Source organism: Paraburkholderia fungorum, assembly GCF_003610895.1.
Taxonomy (GTDB): Bacteria; Pseudomonadota; Gammaproteobacteria; order Burkholderiales; family Burkholderiaceae; genus Paraburkholderia; species Paraburkholderia fungorum_B.
In genome coordinates this window covers 20,585-46,037 of the sequence record NZ_MCAS01000024.1, presented here as the reverse complement: position 1 = coordinate 46,037, position 25,453 = coordinate 20,585, and the positions used below count along the sequence as shown (strand labels likewise).

21 protein-coding genes are annotated in these 25,453 nt (G+C 60.3%); 1 reads left to right on the top strand and 20 read right to left on the bottom strand.

Going from position 1 to position 25,453, the window contains the following annotated elements; translation table 11 throughout:
• Position 1 precedes the first annotated feature (1 nt).
• The 20 genes from BCY88_RS22730 to BCY88_RS22630 form a co-directional block, all read right to left on the bottom strand.
• Positions 2-472: a F0F1 ATP synthase subunit B gene (locus BCY88_RS22730; protein WP_054038575.1), complete on the bottom strand. Its 471-nt coding sequence runs from the start codon at positions 470-472 to the stop codon at positions 2-4.
• Positions 473-610: 138 nt separating this feature from the next.
• Positions 611-880, bottom strand: coding sequence for a F0F1 ATP synthase subunit C (atpE, locus tag BCY88_RS22725; RefSeq protein WP_007180033.1), 270 nt, complete (start codon positions 878-880; stop codon positions 611-613).
• 92 nt (positions 881-972) lie between these two features.
• Positions 973-1,824: a F0F1 ATP synthase subunit A gene (gene atpB / locus BCY88_RS22720; protein ID WP_120346433.1), complete on the bottom strand. Its 852-nt coding sequence runs from the start codon at positions 1,822-1,824 to the stop codon at positions 973-975.
• A gap of 185 nt (positions 1,825-2,009) precedes the next feature.
• On the bottom strand, positions 2,010-2,555 hold the full coding sequence (locus tag BCY88_RS22715) for an ATP synthase subunit I (protein ID WP_120346432.1): 546 nt from the start codon (positions 2,553-2,555) through the stop codon (positions 2,010-2,012).
• 788 nt (positions 2,556-3,343) lie between these two features.
• Positions 3,344-4,231: a ParB/RepB/Spo0J family partition protein gene (locus BCY88_RS22710; protein ID WP_120346431.1), complete on the bottom strand. Its 888-nt coding sequence runs from the start codon at positions 4,229-4,231 to the stop codon at positions 3,344-3,346.
• A gap of 18 nt (positions 4,232-4,249) precedes the next feature.
• Positions 4,250-5,041 carry a ParA family protein gene (locus BCY88_RS22705; protein WP_120346430.1) on the bottom strand — a complete coding sequence of 264 codons (792 nt, stop codon included), beginning with the start codon at positions 5,039-5,041 and terminating at the stop codon, positions 4,250-4,252.
• A gap of 93 nt (positions 5,042-5,134) precedes the next feature.
• Positions 5,135-5,818 carry a 16S rRNA (guanine(527)-N(7))-methyltransferase RsmG gene (gene rsmG, locus BCY88_RS22700; protein WP_120346429.1) on the bottom strand — a complete coding sequence of 228 codons (684 nt, stop codon included), beginning with the start codon at positions 5,816-5,818 and terminating at the stop codon, positions 5,135-5,137.
• A complete protein-coding gene (gene mnmG / locus BCY88_RS22695) occupies positions 5,815-7,773 on the bottom strand; it encodes a tRNA uridine-5-carboxymethylaminomethyl(34) synthesis enzyme MnmG (RefSeq protein WP_120346428.1) in 1,959 nt (652 codons plus the stop codon). Before mnmG ends, rsmG begins: the two co-directional genes overlap by 4 nt.
• A gap of 175 nt (positions 7,774-7,948) precedes the next feature.
• Entirely contained in the window at positions 7,949-8,701 is a 753-nt protein-coding gene (locus tag BCY88_RS22690) for an ABC transporter ATP-binding protein (protein WP_183081427.1), read from the bottom strand.
• An 11-nt stretch (positions 8,702-8,712) separates the two neighbouring features.
• Positions 8,713-10,497 carry a branched-chain amino acid ABC transporter ATP-binding protein/permease gene (locus tag BCY88_RS22685; protein ID WP_120346426.1) on the bottom strand — a complete coding sequence of 595 codons (1,785 nt, stop codon included), beginning with the start codon at positions 10,495-10,497 and terminating at the stop codon, positions 8,713-8,715.
• Between the two features lie 4 nt (positions 10,498-10,501).
• Positions 10,502-11,557: a branched-chain amino acid ABC transporter permease gene (locus BCY88_RS22680; protein ID WP_120346425.1), complete on the bottom strand. Its 1,056-nt coding sequence runs from the start codon at positions 11,555-11,557 to the stop codon at positions 10,502-10,504.
• Between the two features lie 205 nt (positions 11,558-11,762).
• Complete coding sequence (locus BCY88_RS22675) at positions 11,763-12,923, bottom strand: ABC transporter substrate-binding protein (protein ID WP_120346424.1); 1,161 nt, start codon at positions 12,921-12,923, stop codon at positions 11,763-11,765.
• Positions 12,924-13,340: 417 nt separating this feature from the next.
• Positions 13,341-14,507 (bottom strand): ABC transporter substrate-binding protein, encoded by a 1,167-nt coding sequence (locus BCY88_RS22670; RefSeq protein WP_120346423.1) that lies wholly within the window; start codon positions 14,505-14,507, stop codon positions 13,341-13,343.
• A gap of 519 nt (positions 14,508-15,026) precedes the next feature.
• Positions 15,027-15,998, bottom strand: a complete 972-nt coding sequence (locus BCY88_RS22665; RefSeq protein WP_183081430.1) for a branched-chain amino acid ABC transporter permease — start codon at positions 15,996-15,998, stop codon at positions 15,027-15,029.
• On the bottom strand, positions 15,998-16,882 hold the full coding sequence (locus BCY88_RS22660; protein ID WP_120346421.1) for a branched-chain amino acid ABC transporter permease: 885 nt from the start codon (positions 16,880-16,882) through the stop codon (positions 15,998-16,000). Before BCY88_RS22660 ends, BCY88_RS22665 begins: the two co-directional genes overlap by 1 nt.
• 196 nt (positions 16,883-17,078) lie before the next feature.
• Positions 17,079-18,293 (bottom strand): ABC transporter substrate-binding protein, encoded by a 1,215-nt coding sequence (locus tag BCY88_RS22655; RefSeq protein WP_120346420.1) that lies wholly within the window; start codon positions 18,291-18,293, stop codon positions 17,079-17,081.
• A gap of 51 nt (positions 18,294-18,344) precedes the next feature.
• Complete coding sequence (locus BCY88_RS22650) at positions 18,345-19,103, bottom strand: ABC transporter ATP-binding protein (RefSeq protein ID WP_120346419.1); 759 nt, start codon at positions 19,101-19,103, stop codon at positions 18,345-18,347.
• Complete coding sequence (locus tag BCY88_RS22645) at positions 19,100-19,879, bottom strand: ABC transporter ATP-binding protein (RefSeq protein WP_028198418.1); 780 nt, start codon at positions 19,877-19,879, stop codon at positions 19,100-19,102. The genes BCY88_RS22650 and BCY88_RS22645 overlap by 4 nt, the downstream gene beginning before the upstream one ends.
• A gap of 324 nt (positions 19,880-20,203) precedes the next feature.
• Positions 20,204-21,919, bottom strand: coding sequence for a GMC family oxidoreductase (locus BCY88_RS22640; protein WP_120346418.1), 1,716 nt, complete (start codon positions 21,917-21,919; stop codon positions 20,204-20,206).
• 944 nt (positions 21,920-22,863) lie between these two features.
• On the bottom strand, positions 22,864-24,402 hold the full coding sequence (locus BCY88_RS22630; protein WP_120346417.1) for a CoA-acylating methylmalonate-semialdehyde dehydrogenase: 1,539 nt from the start codon (positions 24,400-24,402) through the stop codon (positions 22,864-22,866).
• Positions 24,403-24,535: 133 nt separating this feature from the next.
• Between BCY88_RS22630 and BCY88_RS22625 the strand changes: the two genes are divergently transcribed.
• On the top strand, positions 24,536-25,435 hold the full coding sequence (locus BCY88_RS22625; protein WP_120346416.1) for a LysR family transcriptional regulator: 900 nt from the start codon (positions 24,536-24,538) through the stop codon (positions 25,433-25,435).
• The last annotated feature ends 18 nt before the right edge of the window (positions 25,436-25,453 follow it).

Below are 25,453 nucleotides of genomic sequence, written 5' to 3'. Positions count from 1 at the left end.
ATCAGAGCTCGGCTTTCAGTTGATTCAGCAGGTCAGCGTGAGCTGCCTGGTCGACTTCGCGCTTCAGGATCTGTTCAGCGCCCTTCACGGCGAGTGCAGCAACTTCGCCGCGCAGCGTTTCGCGAGCCTTCACGACTTGCTGCTCCGCGTCGGCCTTCGCTTGCGCGATGATGCGAGCGGCTTCAGCTTGTGCCTGGGCCTTGATTTCGTCAGCGACTGTCACTGCGCGCTTTTCGGCGTCAGCAATACGTTGCTGACCGTCATTGCGTGCCTGAGCGAGTTCCTGGTCGACGCGCTTATGGGCGGCTTCGAGTTCCGCCTTGCCCTTTTCAGCAGCCGACAAACCGTCAGCGATCTTCTTCGAGCGCTCGTCGAGGGCGTTGATCAACGGCGGCCACACGAACTTCATCGTGAACCACGCGAGGATCAGGAACACGACCATTTGCGCAAACAGGGTTGCGTTGAGATTCACGGTGTTTCCTTAAACGTTGCTAGTTCGGAAAGTGAAACGGCAAGGCGCTCATCGATTCTGTATTCGATCAGCGCCCAAGTGCCCGTTCCGCCCTGCGCCTTTACCAGTTATAGCTCAGGCGCAAACTTCCGAGGAACCTCAGCCTGCCAGCTTCGACAGCAGCGGGTTCGCGAACGCGAACAGCATTGCCACACCAACACCAATCAGGAACGCCGCATCGATCAGACCAGCCAGCAGGAACATCTTGGTTTGCAGCGGGTTCATCAGTTCCGGCTGACGAGCACATGCTTCGATGTACTTGCCACCCATCAGGCCGATACCGATACAGGCGCCGATTGCACCCAGGCCGATGATGATGCCGATACCGATGGCGGTCAGACCCTGGATGTTGGCGATGAAAGCTTGCATGATCACTCCTTTGTGAAAAGTCTTTTAGAACTGGTTGGAACTGGGATTTAATAAAACAAAACTAAAACAATTCGTCGTTCGACACGCCGTGATTAGTGGCTGTCGTGTGCCTGTCCGATGTACACCAGCGTCAGCATCATGAAGATGAACGCTTGCAGCAGCACGATCAGGATGTGGAAGATCGCCCAGACCGTGCCAGCAATGACGTGGCCGATAAAGCCGAGCACTGACGCGTCCGCGCCGAAACCCCACATGCTGCCGAGCAGAGCAATCAGCAGGAACAACAGCTCACCCGCGTACATGTTGCCGAACAGCCGCATGCCGAGCGAAACCGTCTTTGCGACGAACTCGATGATGTTCAATGCAAGGTTCGGGATCCACAGCAACGGATGCGCGCCGAACGGAGCCGACAGCAGTTCATGCACGAAGCCGCCTGCGCCCTTGATCTTGAAGTTGTAGTAAATCATCAGCGCGAACACGCCGAGTGCGATGCCGAGCGTGCCGTTCAGGTCGGCGGTCGGCACGATGCGATGATGGGGGATGACTTGCGACAGGCCGAGCCAGCCGATCACACGACCCGGCAGGTCGACGGGGATAAAGTCGAGCGAGTTCATCAGGGCAACCCAGACGAACACGGTCAGTGCCAGCGGTGCGATGAAGGTACGCGAGCCGTGGATCATCGACTTCGATTGATCCTCGACCATTTCAACCAGCATTTCGATTGCGCACTGGAAACGGCCCGGCACGCCGGACGTTGCCTTGCGAGCAGCCAGATGAAGAATGGCGATGGTGGCCAGACCGCAAACGATCGACCAGAAAAGGGTGTCCAGATTCCACACGTGAATGTCGAAAATCGACGTCTGGTGCGCGGTGGAAAAGTTCTGCAAGTGGTGCGCGATGTACTCGGACGGATCCAGAGCGCGCGTGCCTTCGCTAGCTGCCATATCGTTAATGCCACCCAAATTGTCGAAAATCGTCTTAGGCCGTTCCCGCCGCAATTCTGTATTGCGGGAACACGCCGGGTGCGGATCGTGTCATATCCGCACTCCTTACGCCAGCGCTGCGCGCCAGCCTGAATTTTGTGTTGCCTTTTGTGCTGCTTTTCGTCCTGCTACGCTCTGCTACAACCTTAGCGCCACGCGAGAGCGATCCAGTACGTCTTGAGCGCGATGAGGTAAGTCACGAGCAGCGGCACCCAGCATACGTCGTGATACCAGAAAGCGATGACTACAAACATCGCGATCGTTGTCCCCATCTTGAGCGCTTCGCCGATCATCCAGCTCATCGCTGTTTTGGCGCCGCTCAGCGTTCTAAGTCGTGCCGCGAACAGCGCGCTCGGCACCCAGCAGATCGCTCCCCCCAGGAACGCGGACAGCGCAGCAGCGCCCGGCGGCTTGTAGAACAGCCACCACACCAGCGTCGCACCCAGGGACAAAACCATTTGCGCCGCCACGACCTTGAAAGGCGTAACGCGCGATGGACGACTCACGTTCGGACCAAACAGCTTTTCAGCCTCGGCCCGCGTGAGCGGAACGATATTGTTATCTTGTTGCTCGACATCCCACGCATCGTCAGTTGTAACGTGCTGACCGGTGGACGCATCGGAAACGGTGCGTTCAGCGCGGTGGTCGTCACGCCCATTCTTCGGCGCTTGATTCGACGTTTTAACCGCCATCGCAGTGTTCCGAAAGTCTTATTCCAGCCCGCGAGCTTACGCTGCGCTTACGGGGTTGCCGTGCAATTAAATCCGGGCGATTGTAAGCGATAGTTGCAGGCAATTCAAGACTTTAGGCCGTTCAATAACCTGTGTGAAAACGACCTTCACGATGCGAAAACGTCCTCCTGCCCGGCCTATACACGTCAAATGTAAGGCAGCCGGGGGGCGGCAAAACATGCGCAATGAGTCGAGGCGATTGAAGTTCGCAGATGCGTCGTTTCGACGCTGTTGCGGACGTCTCAAAAATGCAACAGACGATCGTTTTTGCCAGCTTTGGTGGACATAAAGGACGGCACCGGGTAGGTGCGAGGCGACGAGCGCAGGCCGCACCTTCCTCACTGCGCCCAGCAGCGATGGCCTGCCTCTCGCAGAGCCAGGCGATCGACACCACCAGCCATCAGGCAGCTGCTGCGTCACATCGACACCCGCCCTGCTGCTGCAAGCGGCCTCCTCCGCACGGTGCGCCCTGGCCATATCAGTGTCGCCAGGAAAACGATGGCGCAAGGCAATACATCGGAATCCTTATTATCAAGCGCAGAAAATAATCAGGAATCCAACTGAAATTCACGCAACTTATCGATCTGTCAGGAAAATCGTCAAACGGGCGACGCTGCAGCAAGTAACAACTGCGGCATCAACCCTGTCGCCACAAACCCGCCTGACAGCTTGCGGGCGGAAGCGGGGGCGTGGCCCAACCAGGCCGCAATCCCGCACAATATCCACCACACAGATTCAACCCGCGGGGATCACACCGTAGCGTTGCCGCGCAATCGGACAAGAATGCCTTCCAGTGCGTCCAGATCGCCGAAGTCCACCAGCACCTGGCCGCGGCCGCGTCGGCCGAGTTTGATCTTTACGGTGGCGGAAAGCAGATCGGACAACTCCTCTTCGAGCCGCCGCGTGTCGCGGCCGCCGTCCTGATTCGCCCGCGCTTTCACCGTGGGCGCAGCCTTGGTAGTCGCGGTCACCAGTTTTTCGGTCTCGCGGACCGACATGCGCTTGTTGACGACCTGATTGGCCAGCGTAATCTGTGTCGCTGCATCGACGGCCAGCAGCGCACGTGCATGACCCATATCGAGATCACCGGCCAACAACATCGTCTGCACCGGCGTCGCCAGATTGAGCAAACGCAGCAGATTCGAGACAGCGCTGCGCGAGCGGCCCACCGATTCAGCCGCCTGCTCGTGCGTGAAATTGAATTCGTCGAGCAAGCGCTGGATACCCTGTGCCTCTTCCAGCGGATTCAGATCTTCGCGCTGGATATTCTCGATCAGCGCCATCGCCGCGGCGGCCTGGTCCGGCACATCCTTCACCAGCACCGGCACCTCGTCGAGACCGGCTATCCGCGCGGCACGGAAACGCCGCTCGCCCGCGATGATCTCGTATTTATCCGCGGAAACCGGCCGCACGAGGATCGGCTGCATCAGCCCCTGAGCACGAATACTGGCTGCCAACTCCTGCAGCGCGCCTTCGTCCATACGCGTGCGCGGCTGGTACTTGCCGGCCTGCAGTTTGCTGAGCGGCAGCACATTCGGCGCACCCTCGATCGCCACGACCTCGGTTATATCCGCACTGCCACCCAGCAATGCTTCCAGACCGCGGCCCAAGCCCTTCTTTCTTGCTACTGCGTTCATTGTGCTTCCTCGATCCGCTTAGGACGCCTGGGGCGCGTCATTCAATGTGCGCACCCGCTCAATCATCTCTGCACCGAACTGCACATACGCCTGCGCACCGCGCGACGCCCTATCGAACACGACACCCGGTAGCCCGTAACTCGGCGCCTCGGCAAGACGAACGTTGCGCGGGATCACCACGTCGAACACCTTGTCGCCGAAGTGTTCCTTCAACTGATCCGAGACTTGCTGTTGCAACGTGATCCGCGGATCGAACATGACGCGCAGCAGTCCGATCACCTTCAGATCGCGATTCAGGTTCGCGTGCACCTGCTTGATCGTGTTGACCAGATCGGACAAGCCCTCGAGCGCGAAGTACTCGCACTGCATCGGAATCACCACGCCATGCGCCGCGCACAAGCCGTTGAGGGTCAGCAGCGACAATGCCGGCGGGCAGTCGATCAGCACGAAATCGTATTCGCCTTCGACCGCCGCCAGGGCGATCTTCATTTGGCGCTCACGGTTCTGCACGCTGACCAGCTCAACCTCGGCACCGGCCAGCTCACGGTTCGCGGGCAGCACGTCGTAGCCGACGGCCTCTGGCCGTACTCGCGCATCCGCCACCGACACACCATCCACGAGCACTTCATAGACGGTGTTCACGCATGCGGCCTTGTCGATGCCACTGCCCATCGTGGCGTTGCCCTGCGGGTCCAGATCGATGAGAAGGACTCGCTGTCCCTGCGCTGCCAAGCTCGCGGCCAGATTGACTGCCGTCGTCGTCTTGCCGACGCCACCCTTCTGGTTTGCAACGCAGAAGATTTTTGCCATCGTTGGTGTGTCCCTTTTACTGCTTGAAGTTGCTTGAATAAAGTAGAAAGCGCTTTCTGGTCGTGGTACGCGTCTCGGACCAGCCGGAGGCCGTCAGGCTTCGGCGTCCACCAGAACCTTGATCAAATGCCGCTCCGCATCGAGCGACGGCACGTTCAGCCGAATGATCTGCTCCACGTGGGCGCTGGCCGGCAGGCGCTCAATCTCGCCATCCGGACGCACGCCTTTCATTGCCCAGATCGCACCCTGCTCCGCAACCAGATGACGGGCCAGTGTAACGAAATCCGCGAGCTCTGCGAATGCGCGCGACACAATTACGTCGAACTTTGCCGGTACTTCGGCGCCCGGCTGCAAAGTCTCGACGTGGCCAGTGACCACCGACAGATTCGCAAGGCCGAGCTCGGCTTTAGCCTGGGCCTGAAACGCCGTCTTCTTGTGAACAATGTCGTTCACGGTGACGGTCCAATCAGGCAACACGATAGCGAGCACGATACCCGGCAGACCGCCACCGGAACCCACATCCAGTACCGAGGAGGCACCGCGCGTAGCAAGATGCGGCACGATCGAAAGCGAATCCAGGATGTGCTGGATCAGCATCTGGCGCGGATCGCGAATCGCCGTCAGGTTATAAACGGCGTTCCATTTGGACAGTAACGCAACATAGTCGAGCAGTTTGCCGAGTTGCGCCTGGCTCAGATCAAGGCCGAGTTCGCGAACGCCGTCCGTCAGGAGCGGCACCAGTGCCTCGTTACCACTTGCCTTCTGACCCGCCATCATTGCGCCACCGGCATGCTGTCGGTGCCGGGTTCGGCGGGTTTCGCCGGACGGCGCCCCAACCCGCGCTTCAAGTAGACCATCAGCAAGGAGATCGCCGCCGGCGTAATGCCGGAGATGCGCGAAGCCTGACCAATGGTCTCGGGGCGGAATTGCGTCAGCTTCTGACGCGCCTCGAACGACAGCCCTCTTACCTCGGCGTAGTCCAACCCTTCCGGCAAACGCGTACTTTCATGCGATTCATTCCGCTCGATCTCGTCGGCCTGACGGTCGATATAGCCCTGATACTTGATACCGATCTCGATCTGCTCCTTGATCTGGGCAAGCAGAACGTCGTCTTCGGCCAATATTTCAGGCGCGGCGCATGCGCCTGCGCGCAAACCACAGACTCCGTCATAAGTCACACCCGGACGACGCAACAGATCAGCCAAACTGTATTCGTGGTCGATCGGTTTGCCGAGCAATGCGGTCGCTTCTTCCGCCGGTAACGTCTTAGGATTGACCCACGTCGTGCGAAGGCGCTCTGTTTCACGTGAAACAGCATCACGCTTACGGCTGAATGCGTCCCAACGGACATCGTCAACCACACCGAGCTCGCGGCCCATCTCCGTCAGACGCATATCGGCGTTGTCTTCGCGCAGGCTGAGGCGGTATTCCGCACGGCTCGTGAACATGCGATACGGCTCAGACACCCCACGCGTCACCAGATCGTCGACCAGAACACCAAGGTAAGCCTGATCGCGGCGCGGGCACCATGCGTCCTTGCCCTGCACGTGCAAACCGGCGTTAATCCCAGCCAGCAAGCCTTGCGCAGCAGCTTCCTCATAGCCGGTCGTGCCATTGATCTGGCCCGCAAAGAACAGCCCGTTGATCACCTTGGTTTCCAGCGACGCCTTCAGCCCACGTGGATCGAAGTAGTCGTATTCGATTGCGTAGCCAGGCCGCAGAATATGCGCGTGCTCCAAGCCACGCATCGATCGCACGAGTTCCAGCTGCACATCGAACGGCAGGCTGGTGGAAATTCCATTGGGATAGAACTCGTTGGTCGTCAGTCCTTCCGGTTCAAGGAAGATCTGATGCGATTCCTTCGATGCGAAGCGGTGAATCTTGTCTTCGATCGACGGACAATACCGCGGCCCTACCCCTTCGATCACGCCCGTGTACATCGGTGAGCGGTCGAGACCACCCCGGATGATGTCGTGCGTGCGCTCATTCGTATGCGTAACCCAGCACGGCACCTGACGCGGATGCTGCTCGACGCGACCCAAAAACGAGAAAACCGGCACCGGATCCAGATCGCCCGGCTGCTCTTCAAGCTGCGAAAAGTCGATCGTCCGACCATCGATGCGCGGCGGAGTGCCGGTCTTGAGGCGGCCTTGCGGCAACTTCAATTCCTTGAGGCGGGCGGAGAGCGACACGGCCGCCGGATCGCCGGCACGGCCACCGGTGTAGTTATTCAAACCCACGTGAATCTTGCCGTCGAGGAACGTCCCCGCCGTCAGCACCACTGCACGCGAGCGGAAACGAATCCCCACCTGCGTCACTGCCCCGACGACACGGTCGCCCTCCACCATCAGATCGTCGACCGCCTGCTGGAACAGCCACAGGTTCGGCTGGTTTTCCAACCGATGCCTGATCGCCTGCTTGTACAGCAGACGGTCCGCCTGCGCGCGCGTTGCGCGAACAGCAGGCCCCTTCGACGAATTGAGGATACGAAACTGGATCCCACCCTCGTCGGTCGCGGCGGCCATCGCACCGCCAAGCGCATCAACTTCCTTTACCAGATGGCCTTTGCCAATCCCGCCAATCGACGGATTGCAGCTCATCTGACCAAGGGTTTCGATGTTATGCGTCAGCAGGAGCGTGGTGTTGCCCATGCGCGCCGAAGCCAAGGCGGCTTCGGTACCGGCATGACCGCCGCCGACGACGATTACGTCAAATTCTGTGGGAAAAAGCATCGCGGATCTCACGCCAGATCGTCGCGTGAGCCTTTCAAAGGAAAATGTATGGGCGAATTATAACGGGTTCGGTTTAGGCCCGAATTTCGGCCGAATGGCCAGGCAACAAAAAAGCGGTGTGTTTCACGTGAAACACACCGCCTTAAACCACAGCGCCACGAGCAAAAATCGTGAGCTAAGCCACTTTCTTGGCCAGTCCCAAATACGTTTCGATCACGCGCGGATTCTGCGCGAGATCGGCCGCGGGTCCTTCCAGCGCCAGCTCACCGGTTTCAAGCACATAGCCATAATCGGAAATCTGCAGCGCAGCGCGCGCGTTTTGCTCGATCAGCAAGGTCGCGACACCGGTCTGCCGCAGCGCGCTAATGATGTGAAAAATTTCCTTCACGATCAACGGCGCAAGGCCCAAGCTTGGTTCGTCGAGCATCAGCAAATCGGGTTTGCCCATCAACGCACGGCCGACTGCCAGCATCTGACGCTCCCCACCCGACAACGTTCCGGCCGCCTGCCTCCGCCGCTCCTTCAACCGGGGGAAAAGTGTAAAGACGGGTTCGAGTTGATCGAGAAAGTTGCGCTCCCCTGCCCGCTTGCGCCGATAGGCGCCGAGGACCAGATTGTCTTCAACCGTCATCGACGCGAACAGCTCGCGTTTCTCCGGCACCAGGCACATGCCGCGCGCGACCCGCTTTTCGACCGGTACCGCGCTGACGTCTTCACCTTGGTAGAGCACTGCGCCCTTTGCATGACCCGTCGTGGGCAATGCGCCCATGATCGCGTTCAGCAGCGTGGACTTGCCCGCGCCGTTCGGACCGATCACTGAAACAATCTGCCCGGGTCGCACTTTGATTGCCGCACCGTGCAGCGCTTCGACTTTGCCATAGCGGACCGACAAACCGTTCACATCAAGAATCGGCGTTGCCGCATTCATCGTGTTCTCCATCACTCCACCCCGCCCAGATACGCCTCGAGCACAGCCGGATCCTGCTGCACATCTTGCGGCAAACCCTCCGCGATCCGCGTACCGAACTCCATCACCACCAACCGATCGGTGAGATTCATCACGAAATCCATATCGTGCTCGACCAGCAGCACGCTCATGCCCTCAGCCTTGAGGCGGCGCAGCAAGTCCGCCAGCTGCAATTTTTCCTGATACCGCAGACCTGCGGCAGGCTCGTCCAGCAGCAGCAAGGTCGGGTCACAGCACAATGCGCGAGCAATTTCGAGAATGCGCTGCTGCCCCAACGCCAGGCTGCCCGCCTCGTCATACATATGCTGCTCGAGCCCTACACGGCGGATCTGGCGAGCCGCTTCGGCCATCAAGCGTGCTTCTTCAGCGCCGTTCAGCCGCGCAACACTGCGCCACACGCCGGCCTGTCCTCGCAGATGTGCGCCGATCGCAACGTTCTCCAGCACCGTCATCCCCGGCAACAGCTTGACGTGCTGGAACGTGCGACCAATGCCGCGTTTGACGATTTCACGTGAACTCAGCGAATCGATACGCTCGCCGCGGAACGTGATCTCTCCACTCGTTGCCTGCAACACGCCCGTGACCAGATTGAAGGTGGTCGACTTGCCCGCACCATTCGGGCCGATCAAACCGATGATCTGCCCCGCTTTCACCTCGAAGCTGACATCGTTCACCGCAACGAGACCGCCGAACTGCTTGCGCGCTTTATTCACGGTCAGCAGATCTTCACCAGCGGCCGGCTTGCTGCGTTGCGGCAACGGCTCTGCATGGTCCGACAGATGCGCACGCGGCCCTTTCGGGAAAAACCGCGCGACAAACGGCCAGACCCCTTGGCGAGCGTATTGCAGCAGCAGCACCATCAGGATGCCGAACACGATCACTTCGAAGTTGCCGTTCTCGCCAAGCAGCTTCGGCAGCAACGTCTGCAGATAATCCTGCAACACAGTCAGGATCGCCGCCCCGAGCACCGCGCCCCAGACATGCGACACGCCCCCCACCACCGCCATGAACAGAAACTCGATGCCGTGATTCAGACCGAACGGTGTCGGATTCACCGCGCGCTGCAGATGGGCGTACAGGAAGCCGGAAATCGATGCCAGCACCGCGGCATAGACAAAGATCACCACGCGCATCCACGCCGTGTTGACGCCCATCGCTTCGGCCATCATGCCGCCGCCGCGCAGGGCACGGATCGCCCGTCCAGGCCGGCTATTAAGCAGATTTTGAACAGAAATCACCGCACCGAGCACCACCACCCAGATCAGGTAATAGATGTGGCGACCGGACTCCAGGTCGATGCCAAAAACATTCAGCACCGGAATGCCGTTGATGCCGTCGTACTTACCGAGCATCTCCAGGTTGCCGAACAGATAGAACAGCGCGAGCCCCCACGCGATCGTGCCGAGCGGCAGAAAGTGGCCGGACAGCCGCATCGTCACGAGACCCAGCATCAGCGCGATCAACGCGGTCACCACCACGCCCGCGATCAACGCGAGCCACGGCGACACGCCGTACGTTGTCGTCAGATATGCCGTCGCGTACGCGCCAATACCGACGAACGCCGCCTGCCCGAAACTCGTCATCCCGCCGATACCCGTCAGCAGCACGAGGCCGATCGCGACGATCGAATAGAGGCCGATGTAGTTGAGCAGCGTCACCCAGTACTCGGGGACGTGAATCGGGTGCGGCAATACCGGCAGTGCGAACAGCACCACGAGGAACAACCAGAAGAACTTGTTTTGCATGATCCGTTTCATCGCGTCACTCCTCTTCCTCTTCCGAGTGCGGGCTGGCGAGACTCCGCCACAGCAGCACCGGGATGATCAGCGTGAACACGATCACTTCCTTATAAGCGCTCGCCCAGAACGACGAATACGACTCCAGCAAACCGACGAGGATCGAACCCGCTGCGGCCAGCGGATAGCTGACCAGGCCGCCGATAATTGCCCCCACGAAGCCCTTCAAACCGATCAGGAAGCCCGAGTCGTAGTAGATGGTGGTCAAGGGTGCGACCAGGATGCCGCACAGCGCGCCGAGCCCCGCAGCGAGCGTGAACGCGAGGCGCCCCGCCTGCGTCGTGCCGATACCGACGAGCCGTGCGCCGAGCCGGTTCACCGAGGTCGCGCGCAAAGCCTTGCCGGAGATCGAACGATCGAAGTACAGATACAGGCCGCCGATCAGCACCACCGCCGTGCCGACCACCCACAAACTCTGCCCGGAGATCGACAGGCTGCCGATATTGAAGGTCGCATCAGAGAACGCCGTGGTGCGCGAGCCTTCCGCGCCGAACATCACGAGTCCGAGGCCGACCATCGCAAAGTGCACCGCCACTGCCACGATCAGCAACAACAGCGTGGTTGCCTCCGCGATCGGCTCATACGCGAGCCGGTAGACGAACGGCCCCATCGGAATCACGATCAGCAGCGTCAGCGCGATCTGCGCGATCATCGGCAGCGGGTGCAGGAAAACGCCTTGTGTGAGCGCGTAAACCGCGATCGGGAACAGCAGGTATTTGCCGACCAGCGTCACCAGCGTGCGAGCCGCATGGCGGCGTCTTTCGGGATGCCGCACCAGCCCCGCTATCTCGACGACAAAGCAGGCCGCGCCCATCGCCATCAGCAACCAGCACGTCGCAGGAAATTTTTGCGTCTGCAGTGCGGCGAGTGTCAGCGCGCCGTACGACACAAACTCCCCCTGCGGGATAAAGATCACCCGAGTCACGGAGAACACCAGCACCAGCGCGAGCGCGAGCAGCGCGTAAATCGCGCCGGTGGTGATGCCGTCCTGCGCGAGGATCGCCGCAATTGATAGATCCATACTTCCTCGTCCTGAAGCGTCGAAATCGAAACCGGGAAATAGTCGTGGCGGCAGAACCCGCGGCCGGCCACCGACCTGCAATGCCTGAAAAGGCGACCGCCGCGCCGTGTTCCGGCGCGGCGGTCGTTGCCATTGTTATCGAACAGAATGGCAATGCGGCATCAGTCGCCGCAAGTTGCGCGAGAGGCGCGTACCGCTTTTGTTATTAGTCGTTCTGCAGCTTCCACTTGCCGTCGACAATCTGCACGATCACGCGTGCGCGTTTGTCGAGGCCATTGTGGTCGGTCGTCGTGGTGTTCATGATGCCGTGCGAGACCGGCAGCTCCTTGATGTTTTCCAGTGCACCGCGCAATGCCACGCGGAACGCTTCGGTGCCCGGCTGAGCCGTCTTCAGTGCCACCGGAATCGCCGCTTGCAGCATCTGGCCGGCATCCCAGGCGTGACCGCCGAAGGTCGCCACCGAGCCCGCGCCATACGCCTTCTCATACGCGGCCTTGTAGGCTTCCGACGACTTCTTCACCGGATTCGATTCCGGCAACTGATCGGCCACCAGGATCGGGCCGGCCGGCAGGAATTCGCCTTCGCAATCCTTGCCGCACACGCGCAGGAAGTCGTTGTTGGCGACGCCGTGCGTCTGATAGACCTTACCCTTGTAGCCCCGCTCCTTGAGCGTCTTGGCCGGCAATGCCGACGGCGTACCCGCGCCGGCGATCAGTACCGCATCCGGATTCGCGCCCATCGTCTTCAGCACCTGGCCCGTCACCGACGCATCGGTACGGTTAAAGCGCTCGTTGGAGACGATCTTCAGATGGTGCGCCGCTGCCGCAGCGGTGAAAACGTTGTTCCAGCCGTCGCCGTATGCATCCGCAAAACCGATGAAGCCGACCGTCTTCACGCCGTGACGTTCCATGTAGTCGGCGATCGCGTCAGCCATCAGGCTGTCGTTTTGCGGCGGTTTGAAGGCCCATGCGCGCTTCGCATCCATCGGCGAAATGATCGCGGCCGATGCCGCCAGCGAGATCACCGGCGTCTTGCCTTCGGCTGCGGGGTCGAGCATCGCCAGCGAATTCGGCGTGACGGTCGAACCGATGATGGCGTCGACGTGATCTTCGTCGATCAGCTTGCGCGTGTTCTGCACGGCCTTGCCGGTGTCCGATGCGTCGTCGAGAATGATGTACTGCACCGTCTTGCCGCCGATCTCTTTCGGCAGCAGTGCGATCGTGTTCTTTTCAGGAATCCCGAGCGATGCGGCGGGCCCCGTGGTGGACAGCGTGACGCCGATTTTCACCTGCGCGAAGGCGGCGCCCGCGCCGCACATCAACGCCATTGCGATACCGGTGCGTACCCATTGCTTTGTCTTTTTCATGCAAGTCTCCAAACGCTTTGAAGCGCGTATCTGTAATCCGGCGCACGGGCCGGGTGTCTGAATCTAGTTATAGGGTCCGGGCATGCCAAGCATGGTTTTCCCTGCTCAGCGTCAACGCCCTCGCCGTTCTGGTGCCACTCCCCTGCTGCGAACCTTTGCTGCGATTCTTATGTGCGAACCACTAACATGTTAGTAGTATTGCGTTCTGCATCACCCGCGGTCAATAGACTGTCGCCCGGATACGGGTTTGTCCTGAAACCGGCCGCTTAAGCCGCGTTTTTTGCCGCGCTTTCATCACTAACCGTTCACCTTCCCGGCGCATTTCACGTATCGCCATCCATCAAACGCGGGCAATAAAAAAGACGCGTCAACTGCACGCGTCTTTTGTGATGGGCTCCCGTATCGCTTCGCCTTCGCTCAGTCGCCAGACAGCTTCCACTTGCCGCCGACGATCTCCACCATCACGCGCGCCCGCTGGTCGAGACCAGCGTGGTCGTTCGCGCTCATGTTGAAGATGCCGTGGGAAGCGGGCATGTCTTTCGTGTTTTCGAGTGCCGCACGCAGCGCTTCGCGGAACGCAGGCGTGCCCGGCTGGCCTTTCTTCAGTGCAAGTGGAATCGCGCGCTGCAGCAGCAAGCCTGCATCCCACGCGTGACCGCCGAATGTCGATACCGAGCCGGCGCCGTACGCAGCCTCGTATGCGTGCCTGTAAGCAAGCGAGGACTTCTTCACCGGGTTCGAATCAGGCAGCTGGTCAGCGACCAGCAACGGACCTGCCGGCAGATAGGTGCCTTCGCAATCCTTGCCGCACACGCGCAGGAAGTCGTTATTGGCGACGCCGTGCGTCTGATAGTACTTGCCCTTGTAGCCGCGCTCCTTGAGCGTTTTCTGCGGCAACGCGGCCGGCGTGCCCGCGCCGGCGATCAATACCGCGTCAGGATTCTGCGACATGATCTTCAGCACCTGACCGGTCACCGAAGCATCGTTGCGCGCGAAGCGTTCGTTCGCGACGATCCTGATCTTCGCGAGATCGGCCGCCTTGCCGAATTCCTTGAACCAGCTCTCGCCATATGCATCCGCAAAGCCGATAAACCCGACCGTCTTCACACCGTGATTCGCCATGTGCTGCGCGATCGCAGTGGCCATCAGAATGTCGTTCTGCGGCGTCTTGAAGACCCATGCGCGCCTGGCATCCATCGGCTCGACGATGCTCGCCGCGGCGGCCATGGAAATCATCGGTGTGGCGCTTTCGGCGGCGACGTCGATCATGGCCAGCGAGTTCGGCACGACAGTCGAGCCGATCAATGCATCCACGTGATCTTCGCTTGTGAGCTTGCGCGCGTTCTTGACGGCCTGGGTCGAATCCGTGGCGTCGTCAAGTACGACGTAATCGATTTTCTGGCCCGCTACCTCTTTCGGCAGCAGCGCGATCGTGTTCTTTTCCGGAATACCAAGCGACGCGGCCGGCCCCGTTGCCGACAGTGTGACGCCGATTTTCACGTCCGCGAATGCATGGCCGCTCCATACCGCGGATACCCCGGCAGCGACTAATGCCGCGCTAATCCAACGCAATGCCGACTTCATTCCGCTCCTCAATCTGCCCCGTTATTCGTTTGAATTTAAATCCGTGAATTCAAATCCCCGACCAGGCGGTCGGTGAATGGCGAGTTTAGCGGACGAAAGCCCCGCGCTGCAAGCATTTTGCAGGGTAGCAACAGGTGAATTTAGGGGCGGTTCGATGAACCAAAAAGGGGCATCGAATTAGCGGAAGATTTGAATGACGCTTTGGAAAATACAAATAAAAAGCGCTGTTGGATATCAATCCAACAGCGCTTTCGTCTGGGCACTGAGTGCCTCATTGTCTCCTCGTTCTCCACCTGCAAAATTCGTGGTGCATCAGAACTGCATGAAGATTAAACGAGCACCTAACTCCTTACAACTAGCAATTACCCTAGTGGTGCACTGCGGCACAAATTTGGGGCGCGTTCTGTGCGGCTTCGATCACCAGCGCCGATACGCGCGCAACGCGAGATTAATGCCGGCAGATTTAATGACCGCCGGATTATATCGGATGCCAAAGCAATTTAAAATTACCGTGCTGTTTCAGGCCCGCAATGGCCGCACGCGTGCAACGATCTCACCGACAATGCCGCGCCGGAACGCCAGCACGCAGGCAATGAAAATCACGCCCGTCACAATGGTCACGGATTCACCTAGCGAGCGGAACCAGTCGATCCCTGTCGTCGTTGCCAGCGCCGTGCCGATATCGCCGAGCCGGTCTTCGAGTGCCACGATCAGCGCCGCGCCCAGCAGCGGGCCGAACAGCGTGCCCATGCCACCCACGAGCGTCATCAGGATCACCAGACCCGACATGGTCCAGTACGCGTCACTCAGCGTCTCGAAGCCCTGCACCAGCACCTTGAGCGAACCCGCCAAACCGGCGAGCCCCGCGGACAGAATGAAAGCCAGCAGCTTGAAGCGATCGGTGTCGTAACCGAGCGACACGGCGCGCGGCTCGTTCTCCTTGATCGCCACCAGCACCTGCCCGAACGGCGAGTGCACGATCCGCACGATCAGCAGGAATGCCGCCACCATCACGGCCAGCACGACAAAATACAGCGTCACGTCCGACGAGAGATCCAGCAAGCCGAACAGCTTGCCGCGCGGCACCCCTTGCAGCCCGTCCTCGCCGTGCGTGAACGGCGCCTGCAGGAACACAAAATAGACCATCTGCGCGAGCGCCAGCGTCACCATCGCAAAGTAGATGCCTTGCCGGCGGATCGCAAACAGGCCGACCACCAGCCCGAGCAGCGTCGCCGCCGCAGTGCCGGCCAGCACACCGAGCTCAGGTGAAAAGCCGAGCGTCTGCATCGCATAGCCGGTGATGTAACCGGCCGAGGCGAGAAACATCGCGTGACCGAACGAGAGCAAACCCGTGTAGCCGATCAGCAGATTGAAGGCGGCAGCGAACAGCGCGAAGCACAGCACCTTCATGACGAACAGCGGATAGATGCCGAGCACGGGCACCGCGAGAAGCGCGATCAGCAGCAGACCGTAGAGCACTTTTCTCTGCATCATTTTTCCTTGCCGAAGAGACCCGCCGGGCGCACCAGCAACACGAGCGCCATGATCACGAAGACGACGGTCGCCGACGCTTCCGGGTAAAACACACGCGTCAGCCCTTCGATCACGCCAAGCATCAGGCCGGTCAGAATCGAGCCCATGATCGAACCCATGCCGCCGATCACGACCACTGCGAACACGGTGATGATCATCGGCTGGCCCATCAACGGCGAGACCTGAATCACCGGCGCGGCCAGCACCCCGGCGAACGCCGCCAGCGCGACGCCGAAGCCATAGGTGAGCGTGATCATCAACGGCACGTTGACGCCGAACGCCTCGACCAGTTTCGGGTTTTCCGTGCCTGCGCGCAGATAGGCGCCGAGGCGCGTCTTCTCGATCACGAACCATGTCGCGAAGCAGACCACGAGCGATGCCACCACCACCCACGCGCGATAGTTCGGCAGGAACATGAAGCCGAGATCGGTCGCGCCGGACAGTGCGGACGGCACGTCGTACGGCTGGCCGGACGAACCGTAGACCGACCGGAACACGCCCTCGACAACCAGCGTGAGTCCGAAGGTCAGCAGCAGCCCATACAGGTGATCGAGCTTGTACAGCCAGCGCAGCATCGAGCGTTCGATCACGATGCCGAACACGCCGACAATCAGCGGCGCGAGCACCAGCATCACCCAGTAAGGCAGACCGAAATACGACAGGCCCATCCACGCGAGCATCGCGCCGAGCATGAACAACGCGCCGTGCGCGAAATTGATCACGTTGAGCAAGCCGAAGATCACTGCAAGGCCCAGGCTCAGAATCGCGTAGAACGAGCCGTTCACGAGCCCCAGCAACAGCTGGCTCAGCATCGCCGGTAGCGGAACGCCAAAGATTTCCATTGAAGCCTTAATCCCTTAAGCCATCGTCAGGGAGAGATCGGTTATGTACGGTCCGGCCGGCGTGCGACCGGCATGCTGACCGGCCGATCACACGCGGCATATGAAGCAGTTCGCCGCCCGCCTGTGTACCAATACCGCACTAAACACAGCCCGCCGGACGGGACACACAGACGGTCATCTGGTTATCAATCCAGGCTTACTTCCACATAGCGCAGCGCGTCTGTGCCTTGGTCGTGAACGCCTGCTCACCCGGGATCGTCGCCATGATCTTGTAGTAGTCCCACGGCTCTTTGGATTCCGCCGGCGTCTTCACCTGCATCAGGTACATGTCGTGGATCATGCTGCCGTCCTGACGGATGTAGCCCTTCGCGTAGAAGTCGTCGATCTTGGTCTTCTTCAGCTGCTCCATCACCTTGTCGCTGTCCGTCGAGCCGACAGCTTTCACCGCGTTCAGATAGGTCATGGTCGCCGAGTAGTCGGCCGCCTGCAGGCTCGACGGCATCTTCTTCATCTTGTCGAAGTAGCGTTGCGCCCACTTGCGCGTGGCGGCATCCTTGTTCCAGTACCAGCTGTCCGTCAGCACGAGACCTTGCGTGGTTTCCAGACCCAGGCTGTGCACGTCGTCGATGAACATCAGCAGCGCTGCCAGCTTCATCGTCTTCGTGATGCCGAATTCCTTCGCGGCCTTGATCGAGTTGACCGTGTCGCCGCCGGCATTCGCAAGGCCAAGAATCTGCGCCTTGGAGGCCTGCGCCTGCAGCAGGAACGACGAGAAATCCGAGGCCGACAGCGGCGCGCGCACGGCGCCCAGCACCTGGCCGCCATTCGCCTTCACCACGTCTGAAGTCGCTTTCTCCAGCGCCTTGCCGAAGGCGTAGTCAGCCGTCAGGAAGTACCACGTCTTGCCGCCCTGCTTCGTCACCGCCGAACCCGTGCCGTTGGCCAGCGCCGTCGTGTCGTATGCGTAATGGACCGTGTACGGCGTGCATTGCTCGTTGGTCAGCGTGTCGGCGCCGGCGCCGATGTTGATGTAGACCTTGTGCTTCTCGCCAGCCACGGTATTCATCGCCAGACCGGTCGCCGAGTTCGTGCCGCCGATCAGCAAATCGACCCCATCGCGATCGAACCACTCACGGGCGCGCGACGAGGCAATATCCGCCTTGTTCTGGTGATCGGCGTAGACCAGCGTAATCGGCTTGCCGTTCACCTTGCCGCCGAAGTCGGCGATCGCCATGCGGATCGCTTCGAGGCCACCCTGGCCGTCGATGTCGGCGTACAGACCTGACAGGTCGGTGATGAAGCCGATCTTCACCGCGTCGTCAGCCGCTTGCGCGCTGCTCATCGTCAACGCGGCGCCGGCGGCAACCGCGAAACACAGTGTGGCAAGCCGCGCGAGTGGGTTCTTTTTCATTCCTGTCTCCTGTTTCTTCACTTGTGGTTATCAGAGGCAATCGGACGTTATTTATACGCCCAGCAGGTCGTGCAACACCGGCATCTTGCTTTCGAGCTCACTGGCCTCGAAGTGCTCGACGATCGCACCGTGCTCCATCACGTAAAAGCGATCGGCAAGTGGCGCCGCAAAGCGGAAATTCTGTTCGACCATCACGACCGTGTAGCCGCGCGCCTTGAGCGTCATGATCATGCGCGCGAGCGCTTGCACGATGACGGGCGCGAGGCCTTCCGAGATTTCGTCGAGCAGCAGCAAACTCGCGCCGGTACGCAGAATGCGCGCGACGGCCAGCATCTGCTGTTCGCCTCCCGAAAGGCGGGTGCCCTGGCTCATGCGGCGTTCCTGCAAATTCGGGAACATCGAATAGATTTCTTCGAGCGACATCATGTGCGCCTTATCGCCGACAGGCGGTGGCAACAACAGATTCTCCTCGCATGAGAGGCTCGAAAAAATGCCGCGCTCTTCCGGGCAATAACCGATGCCGCAATGGGCAATGCGGTGGGTAGGCAAGTTGACGGTTTCGCGTCCGCCGATGCGGATCGAACCGGTGCGCCGGCCGGTCAGCCCCATGATCGCGCGCAGTGTGGTGGTGCGCCCCGCGCCGTTACGACCCAGCAGCGTGACAACTTCGCCGCGGTTCACCGTCAGATCAACGCCATGCAGGATATGGGACTCCCCGTACCATGCCTGCAAACCCGCGATCTCCAGCGCGGGGGCACCCCCAGCCGTGCCGCTCACCTCGACGCTCTCGCGCTCGGCAATCGTATTCATGCGTGGGCTCCGGCAAGCGCTGCGTCCGCGCTGCCCATATAGGCCTGCATCACAAGCGGATTCTTCGACACTTCGGCGTAGCTGCCTTCGGCGAGCACTTCACCCCGTTGCAGGACCGTAATGGTGTCGGAAATGCCCGCGATCACATTCATGTTGTGTTCGACCATCAGGATGGTGCGGCCGCTCGACACTTTCTTGATCAGTGCCGTGACGCGATCGACGTCTTCGTGGCCCATACCTTGCGTGGGTTCGTCGAGCAGCATCAACTCAGGCTCCATGGCGAGCGTAGTGGCGATTTCCAGCGCACGCTTGCGGCCATATGACAGCTCGACGGTCAATACATCGGCGAAATCGGTCAAACCCACTTGCGTGAGCAGGTCCATCGCCCGATCGTCCAGCTGGTGCAGCGTGCGCTCGCTCTTCCAGAAATGAAATGCCGTGCCGAGCACGCGCTGCAAACCGATTCGCACATTCTGCAATGCTGTCAGATGCGGAAATACGGCAGAGATCTGAAACGAGCGGATGATGCCGCGCCGGGCGATTTGCGCCGGCCGTTCATTCGTGATGTCGATTCCATTGAAGACGATCTGGCCCGCGGTCGGTTCAAGAAATTTGGTGAGCAGATTGAAGCAGGTGGTCTTGCCTGCCCCATTGGGGCCGATCAGCGCATGGATCGAGCCACGGCGCACGCGCAGGTTCACCCCGTTGACGGCGATGAAGCCTTTGAACTCGCGGGTGAGGCCGCGCGTTTCGAGAATCGTATCGCCGAGAATCATGTTCCCTTCCATACGGAGTAAGGCGAAGCACTACGATCTTCCGCGCGAACGGCTGCGCGACGTTTGATGACGGCGACACCCCCGTGCCGCTCGTTGGCGTGCTGCACCAATCCGGACGGTAATCCATGGGGCGACACGCAGCATGGCTGCCATTGTCGCGCCAATGATGCAGCGCATTCATTGGGATTTGCACTTAGTGGATGACGACTGCATAAGTGAGCCTCAGGCAGGCTCGAGCAGCATTCGCATTCTGCTCGAGGCATGCCGGAGCAATGTCCCAAGGGAGGTTCGAGGTACGTGCCACGGCCTCGCCTCCCCTGGCTGTCACATAGCGGACATGGACGGCGTAGCGCTTGTCTGAACCTGAACGCTGCCGGTGAGGCGTGCGCGACGATCTTCACGGATCATGTCGCTGGCGCGTTCGGCGATCATCAGCGTAGGCGAGTTGGTGTTGCCCGACGTGATGGACGGCATGATTGACGCATCGACCACACGCAAACCGTCAACACCGAGAACACGTAGCCGATTGTCGACAACGGCCTCGGAATCGCCGGCAGTGCCCATCCGGCAGGTACCGACCGGATGAAAGATGGTCGTGCCGACCGCGCCGGCGGCCTGCTGAAGTTCTTCTTCCGTCTGGTACTGGATGCCAGGCAGGATCTCCTGCGGCCGATAGGGCGCGAGCGCGGGCGCCGCGGCAATGCGGCGCGTGAGGCGCAACGCGTTGGCAGCGACGTGCCGATCGTAATCGGTGGACAGGTAGTTCGGCGCGATCAGCGGCGGCGCCGAGGCATCGGGCGATCCGATATGAATGCTGCCACGCGAGCTTGGCCGCAAGTGGCACACCGATGCGGTGAACGCGTTGAAGCGATGCAGCGGTTCACCGAAGCGATCGAGCGAGAGCGGCTGCACGTGATACTCGAGATCGGGGCGCGTAAGTGCGCGATCGTCCGGATCGGATTTGGCGAATGCACCGAGTTGCGACGGCGACATCGACATGGGACCGCTTTGAAAGAGCGCGTACTGCATGCCGATCATCAGCTTGCCCCACCAATGGGCGGAGGCGGTATTGAGCGTGCGCACACCGTCGACTTTATAGGCCATTCGCAATTGCAGATGGTCCTGCAAATTTTCGCCGACACCGCGCAGATCCTTCACGACCTCGATGCCGAGATTCTGCAGACGCGCGCCATTGCCGATGCCGGAGAGTTCGAGCAATTGCGGTGAGTTGACCGCGCCGGAACTGAGGATCACTTCGCAACGGGCTTTGGCGAGATAGTCGGTGTTGTCACCGCGATATTCGACACCGGTGCAGCGCCGTCCTTCGAACACGACGCGTTGTGTGTGGGCCCCGGTGATGACGGTGAGATTCGGGCGCTTGAGCGCCGGACGCAGGAATGCTTTAGACGCATTCCAACGGATGCCGCGTTTCTGATTGACGTCGAAGTAGCCCACGCCGGTGTTGTCGCCGCGATTGAAGTCATCGGTAGCGGGTATGCCGGTTTGTTGTGCCGCTTGTGAAAACTCTTCGAGGATCTTCCATTTCAGGCGCTGCTTTTCGACGCGCCATGGGCCGCCGGCTCCATGCGATTCGGACGCGCCGGCGTGGTGGTCTTCGCTGCGTTTGAAGATGGGGAGGACGGCGTTCCATGACCAGGCGGCGTCGTTGGTGACGCGGGCCCATTCATCGTAGTCTTCGCGCTGGCCGCGCATGTAGATCATGCCGTTGATCGACGAACTGCCGCCTAAGACTCTGCCGCGTGGGTATGAGAGGGAGCGGCCGTTCAGGCCGGGTTCTGCTTGCGTTTTGTAGAGCCAGTCTGTGCGGGGATTGCCAATGCAGTAGAGGTAGCCTACCGGCACGTGGATCCAGTGGTAGTCGTCCTTGCCGCCGGCTTCCAGGAGCAGGACCTGGATTTCCGGGTCTTCCGACAGGCGGTTGGCGAGGACGCAACCTGCCGTGCCGGCGCCGACTATGATGTAGTCGAATTCGCCTTCCAGGCGGCGGGGGGGTTTTTGGGGTTTCTCCGTGATGCTCATTGTTTCGGCTCCTAATCTTTTTTTTGCCTGCGCGGCGCTTGTCTGTTTTCTTGTGGTGTTGGCCTTTTTCCTTGCTCTGGTTTCTTTGGTCTTTCCTTGTTCTGACTGCTTTGGCCTTTCCTTGATTTCTTAATGGTCTATTAGCGTTGCCCCTGTGCGGGGCGGCACTTACTTTCTTTGCCGCCGCAAAGAAAGATAAGCAAAGAAAGCGGCTCACACCGCCAGCTCTTAAGCGGGTCCCCCGCGCAGCCACGGTAGTGGTGCATCTGGAATCTGTGCTCTCGCACACTCCGCGTTAGTGACAAGGCAGTCATACCTCCGGCGGCGCTGCGCGCGCCGAAACGTCCCTCAAAAAACGTTGATTCACTTGTGCCCATTCCGTTCACACGCGATGGCTGTGGCCACCTCGCTCAACATCCCGCATTCACACTCGCGCACTGTCGACTGCATGTGCCCGGCAACTCGCCACCCACCGATCAGGCGCTTCGCCGAGGCGAAGCCGATGGGCCCCACCGAACCCAAACGAAGCCTCCCGGTTTCCCTGGCAGACCCATCCGCGACGCACGCAGTGCGGAGTGGGAGCTGATGAGTCCTGTGTCACTAAAGCTGAATGTGCGAGAACACAGATTCCAGATGCACCACTACCCCCTCCAAGCCAGGGGACCCACTTATAAGCTGGCGGGGTGAGCCGCTTTCTTTGCTTATCTTTCTTTGCGGCGGCAAAGAAAGTAAGTGCCGCCCCGCACAGGGGCAACGCTAATAAACCACTAACACAACAAGGAAAGGCCAACGCCGTAAGCGCACAGCCAAACCAGACCACTAACACAACAAGGAAAGGCCAACACCATAAAAACACAGCCAAACCAGACCACAAACAAAGCAAGAAAACGCCAACACCCCAAAACCACAGCCCAAGCGCCGCGCAGGCAAACCAACCAAACTACCTACTTAGCCACCGGCATAGTGAACTCAGCCCCCTTCCCGATACTATCGGGCCACCTCTGCATAATGCTCTTGTACCGTGTATAAAACCGAACTCCCTCTTCCCCGTAGGCATGATGATCCCCAAAGAGGGACCTCTTCCACCCACCAAAAGAATGCCAAGCCATCGGCACAGGAATCGGCACGTTAATCCCCACCATCCCGATCTGAATCTGCCGCGAAAAAGCCCGAGCCACGCCACCATCGGAGGTAAACAACGCCACCCCATTAGCAAACTCGTTAGAGTTAACCAACTCAACAGCAGAAGCAAAATCCGGCACTCGCACAACACACAGCACCGGACCAAAAATCTCCTCACGATAAATCTTCATATCGGTCGAGACGTCGTCGAACAGCGTGCCGCCAAGAAAGAATCCTTTCTCATGCCCGGCCACCTGATGACCGCGCCCATCGACAATCAGCTTCGCACCCGCCTCAACACCGGCATCGATATAAGAAGCCACCTTCTCGCGATGCGCCGCAGTGACCAACGGCCCCATCTCGGCGTCCGATTCCATGCCGTTCAGAATCTTCAGGCTCTTCACTCGCGGCGTCAGTCGCTCGATCAGCTCGTCAGCAATATGTCCCACCGCGACCGCCACGGAAATCGCCATGCAACGCTCGCCCGCGGATCCATACGCGGCGCCAATCAGCGCATCGACAGCCTGATCGAGATTCGCGTCCGGCATCACCACGAGGTGATTCTTCGCACCACCCAACGCCTGCACGCGCTTGCCATGCTTCGTGCCTTCCGTATAGATGTACTCGGCAATCGGCGTTGAACCGACAAACGACAAAGCACTCACCTCGGGATGCACAAGCAACGCATCCACCGCGACCTTGTCGCCATGCACGACGTTGAACACGCCATCCGGCAATCCCGCTTCCTTCAACAGTTCGGCCAGCCGGTTCGAGGCGGACGGATCGCGCTCGGAGGGCTTCAGCACAAACGTGTTCCCACATGCGATCGCCACCGGAAACATCCAGCACGGCACCATCATCGGAAAATTGAACGGCGTAATGCCGGCGACCACGCCCAACGGTTGACGCAGGTTCCAGTTGTCGATGCCGCCGCCAATCTGATCGGTAAAGTCGGTCTTCAACAGATTCGGAATACCGCATGCAAATTCGACGATCTCGATGCCGCGCATCACCTCGCCCTTCGCATCGGAAAACACCTTGCCGTGCTCGCGCGTGATCAACTCCGCCAGTTCGTCATGGTGGCGGTCGAGCAATTCCTTGAACTTGAAGAGCACGCGCGCCCGCTTGATCGGCGCGGTTTCGCTCCATGCGGGGAACGCGGCGTTGGCGGCCGCAACCGCCGCGTCTACTTCCGCGACGCTCGCCAGCGGCACGCGGGCGCTCACGCTGCCAAGCGCAGGATTGAAGACGTCGCCAAAGCGGCCGCTCGTACCCTCGACCGTCTTGCCGTTGATGAAATGGGTCAGCGCGCGCGCACTCGTCTCACTCCGCACGGTCTCGTCCTGGTATGTCTCGCTCATCTTCCTGTCCTCGTCCTGTAAAGGTCTTCTGCGCACCGCCATCGGCGTGATGAACGCAAGCGTACGGCGCTTCGGGGCGACAAATCCAATGAGTAATGCTCAACTGCGCTATAAGCCGAGCTAATATCAGGATATGGATCTGACTCTGCTACGGGCGTTCGTCACCGTCGCGCGCGAGGGCAACCTCACGCGTGCCGCGGTGCAACTTCACCTGACCCAACCCGCCGTCAGCCTGCAAATCAAGCATTTGCAGGAGACGCTTGGCGTGACGCTGTTCACGCGGACCTCGCACGGGCTTTCGCTGACCCGCGATGGCCAGGCCCTGCTGCCCCATGCGGAGCGCGCGCTGGGAGCCGCGAACGACGTGCAGCGCGCCGCGGCGTCGCTGCGCCATGAAGTGCGCGGTCGACTGCAGATCGGCACGATCCTCGATCCGGCGTTTCTGCGCCTGGGCGGCTTTCTCAAGCAGCTGGTGGAAACCTGGCCGCGCATCGAAACGGCCTTGCGCCACGGCATGTCGGGCTGGGTGCTGGAACAGGTCCGTGCGGGGGAACTGGATGTGGGCTATTACATCGGCCTGCCGTCCGAAGACGATAGCCGTGACGGTGCCGCCTTTCACGCCGTGACGCTCACGCACTTCCAGTATCGCGTGCTCGCGCCGGCAGGCTGGAAAGACCGCGTGAAGGGCGTGCGCGACTGGCGTTCGCTCGCCGCGCTGCCGTGGATCTGGACGCCGCCCGCGTCCGCGCACAATAGATTGTTGTCGCGCCGTTTCGACGAGGCCGGCGTAAAACCGGTTAAGGTGGCAGAAGTGGATCAGGAGCCGTCGATGCTCGATCTGGTCAAGTCAGGCGTCGGTCTGACGCTCGCACGCGACGCTACCGCGATTGCCGAAGCGCATGCGCATGCGTTGACTATCGTCGAGGGCGTCACGGTGCCCACCCAGCTCAGCTTTATCACGCTGGCTGAACGCCGGGACGAGCCGGCGATCGCCGCCGCGTTAAAGCTGATCGAACAGCAATGGGCGACATAACGCCGCCTAACCGTTTCA